The 3,319-nt window shown below is 62.7% G+C and carries 3 protein-coding genes; 1 reads left to right on the top strand and 2 read right to left on the bottom strand.

Features of this window, described 5'->3' with window-relative positions:
• A partial coding sequence (locus ACFDS3_RS19910) for a DUF499 domain-containing protein (RefSeq protein ID WP_375264071.1) occupies positions 1 to 2,442 on the bottom strand: 2,442 nt, incomplete at its 3' end.
• Here ACFDS3_RS19910 and ACFDS3_RS19905 point away from each other — a divergent pair.
• Positions 2,362 to 2,613, top strand: coding sequence for a hypothetical protein (locus ACFDS3_RS19905; RefSeq protein WP_375264072.1), 252 nt, complete (start codon positions 2,362 to 2,364; stop codon positions 2,611 to 2,613). The genes ACFDS3_RS19910 and ACFDS3_RS19905 overlap by 81 nt on opposite strands.
• 398 nt (positions 2,614 to 3,011) lie before the next feature.
• Here the strand turns inward: ACFDS3_RS19905 and ACFDS3_RS19900 are convergent.
• A partial coding sequence (locus ACFDS3_RS19900) for a dUTP diphosphatase (protein ID WP_375264070.1) occupies positions 3,012 to 3,319 on the bottom strand: 308 nt, incomplete at its 5' end.

Genomic DNA, 3,319 nt, shown 5'->3' with positions numbered 1-3,319 from the left:
GAGCACCTCACCCTTGGAGGCGAACTGGAAATCCCGCTTCGCCTTCGTGGGCCGGTTGTCGTCGATCGTCCTCTTCGCCCCGACCGCGTCAAGCGTGAATGTCCGCTGCGCCGAGACGCCCCCCTTCTCCGCGTAGACGTAGAGGGTGGTCCGCTGGCGCCCGTCAATCTCGATCGGGGTCCCGTCATAGACGGTCCCCTCCTTGGGGTTAATGCCGGTGGTGTTCCAGCGCAACTCCGCCTCGGGGCGTGCGGCGATGGTCACCTGCCACATGCCGGCGTTGTCGAGCCGATCATGGGTGATCGTGATCGACCCGGCCCAACGGTAGGGCTCGCTCACCTCCCCCGTGTCCGGGTTCCGGGCCTGGAACCATCGCTCCACCTCGGTGGTCCGGTAGGTCCCGTCCGTGATCACCTCCCCCTTGTCAAGCGCCCCGCACGTGGCAGCGACCAGCACCTCCGGTGCGCGGCCGCAGTTCGAGACGCCGAGCTCCAGCTCACTCTCCCCGGTCGTCTCGTCCCCGCCGATCCGGGTGACCCGGATAAGGGGCTGCGGCGGGGGCGGGCTCTTGTCGACGTAGCCGTTTTCCTCGACCCAGCGGCCGTCCGCGAGCGCGGATGCCTTGATCTCCTCTAGTCCCTTCGGGGGAAGCCAGATCCAGCGCGCATTGGACGCGGCTCGCTCCAGAACGTCGGACCAGCGGGTCCGGGATTGGTTTTCCGGGAAGAGCTGGTCCTCGCAGCGCTGGATCAGCCCGTCCATCTTTTCGGGGTCCAGCTCCACAAGCTTGCGGGCACCTCCGCCCGAAAGGGCCGCCTCGACTGCCTTCTCGCCTTGGATGACGCCCCTCTCCTGGAAATGGCCGAGATCGATCCGGACGCTCTTCAGCTCCTTCGTCTGCGGGTACCAGACCGCGTTAAACAAGCTCTTCACGGTGGAGTTGAACCCGATCTCGGTCGTCTCCTGCTCGGATTCGATCTCCTTCTGGTGTCGGGGCGTGTCGGCCACGATCGTTTTCACGGCGGCGATCGCAAGCAGGCGGCGGACGCTGTCTTCCGCGCTGGCCATCTTAGACCCGTCGCCGGCGACCACGCAGAATGCGTTCTTGTAGACAACGTCGTTGAAGAACCGGGCCGCCGCGGCGGGAGGGGACTTCGTGTCCGGGGAGAGAACCAGGCAGGTTCGTTTGGACGGGGTCAAGTTCACTTCATCGACCCGGGGCAGAACCACCAGCTCGGAATAGGCGACCTTAGTGACAGGACGGAAGATATCCGTCAGGCGGCGGCGCATTTCCTCGTCGACCCGGTCCTGCGGGATCTTGCCAACCTTGTCCTCGATCTGCTTGCGGACGTTGGCGATATCGGAGAAGTACCACCGGTCGCCGTCCCGGTTATGTAGGTACCAGCACCGGTCCCGCAGCGCGTCGAACGCCTCGAGGAACCGGGTCGGCTCCTTGCCGGGGGCGACTAAGTACTCGATCACCGTGTCCCGCGGCAGGCCGCGGATCCCATCTGTGTTGTCCGATAGGGAGGTGATGAACAGGAGCGAGGCGACCTGGGAGGCCGCCCGGTCGTTCCGGTCCCCATCGATCTCCTGGGCGTGAGAGGACCCGTCCGTGTCGTAGACGTCGCTGGCGAGCGCGGATTCCAGAGACCGCTCGATCTCCCGGACCTGGTCCCGGGTCTCCTGGTCGGAGAAGTCGAGGTACTGGGCGCCAACGAGGAACACCTCCTCCTCGGCATTCGACCAGACCCCCCGTATCAGGTTCGCGGTGAACTGGATCAGGCCCCGGGTCTGGCGGAACTTCTCGTTCTCCTTGAAGAGGGAGAGGATGTCCTTGTAGCTGGGGTGGAACGGGTAGGAGCCGACGATCTCGTCCGCCATCTGCTCGGCGGACTTCGCCAGCGCCTTCCCCTTGACCCCCTCCTGGTAGGTGGCGAGGTAGGCCTGCGCCACCCGGTCCACCTCCGGTCCGTCCGGCTCGGGGAGCTTCGTGAAGAGGCGTTTCCTGAGGATGTCGTAGATCTCGCCAGTGCTGAGGTCGACCGGGGTGATGGACTGGGCGCCGCGGCTGATCTCGTTCTTCAGATCCGACAGCATCCCGCCCAGAACCCGGCGCGCCTCATCATAGGAGGCGTCCAGCGAGGCCACCACAACCACGCAGCGCTTACATTTCATCGCGGCGGAGAACAGGTTGGCGAGAGAGTATTTCAGAAGGTCCAGCAAAGTCCCCTGGCCGACCGTCTGGGTATGCGCGACGGCGAGATAGGGGGGAAGTTCGTCGAGCATGATCAGGGTGGGCTCGTCCCCGATCAGGCGCATCCAATCACCTTCGCTCATCGTTTTAGGACCGTTGATCCAATGATCACGGAACTCTTCAGCCTTTCCAAGCTGTTCGGCGATATCCCCCCAGATAAAGTTTTGGACGTCGCGGCCATTCACGGTCGCAATCCGAGCCGGCTCATCGCCCACCCCCGTAGTGATGCTGGCTGGAAGGAGATCTTTGAGCTCCGGAAACCGAGCCAGCAGCCCGAGGGCGATCATGTTGTGGGTCTTACCGCCGCCCATTGCCTGACGGAGCTCGAACACTGCCTGTCTACTGTTGCCGGATAGTCGCTTTACGGCGCCGCTGAGGAACTCAGACATGCCTGAGGTAACGTGGTTCCGGTCGTAGAACGCACGAGCGACGGACAAGCTAGCGTCCTTGACAGAGGAGAGGTGCTCTACCTGCTCGGAGCGGCTCATCGAGGAGGCGTCAGGACTAATTTCACAGAGCGCCGTAACTAGTGGTATGTTGTATGTCGAACTCATCCTATCCTCTTGCATCCGACAACCGGCCATGCTCCACGCTCTGGTTGAAACCTGTCAGTTGATCTCAAAGTAATTCATATCATTATTCCTGTACGCTGGCATCCTTACGCAACCACGACATGCAGGAAAACCCGGCCGCGCGCATGTCGAGGACGAGTTCGGGACGACGTGCAAAAAAACAACGCGTCATCATTTTGCCGTCAAGACAAGGTATTTCTCTTCACCCTGACGAATATAAGTCTATAACTTGGCATTGCCTCAGACGGGCCTTTCATAACCTTATCGATTGTATCAAGCTGATTGAGCACGACGACGCCGTGTTTGAACGCGAGACCGCTGCGCGATCGCACCTGGATCTCGTAGCCCTCGGGGATGTCGAACCTCAGCCCGGTCGCGACTTTCGTGCGCTTGCCCGGCGCCAGCACGAGAAGCTCGTCACCCGCCGCGTTCGGCTCGATGACCGCGTGGGCGTCGGCGCCCGACGAGCCGGGCGTCTGGAAGCGGGGGA

This window comes from Palleronia sp. (assembly GCF_042089775.1).
Lineage (GTDB): Bacteria > Pseudomonadota > Alphaproteobacteria > Rhodobacterales > Rhodobacteraceae > Palleronia.
The sequence above is the reverse complement of the archived record's forward strand: the minus strand, read 5'-3'. Positions and strand labels throughout refer to the sequence as shown.

Bases quoted from the DNA above. Each gene is read 5' to 3' on its own strand.
- ACFDS3_RS19905 (WP_375264072.1), top strand. From the start codon at position 2,362: ATGATCACGGAACTCTTCAGCCTTTCCAAGCTGTTCGGCGATATCCCC.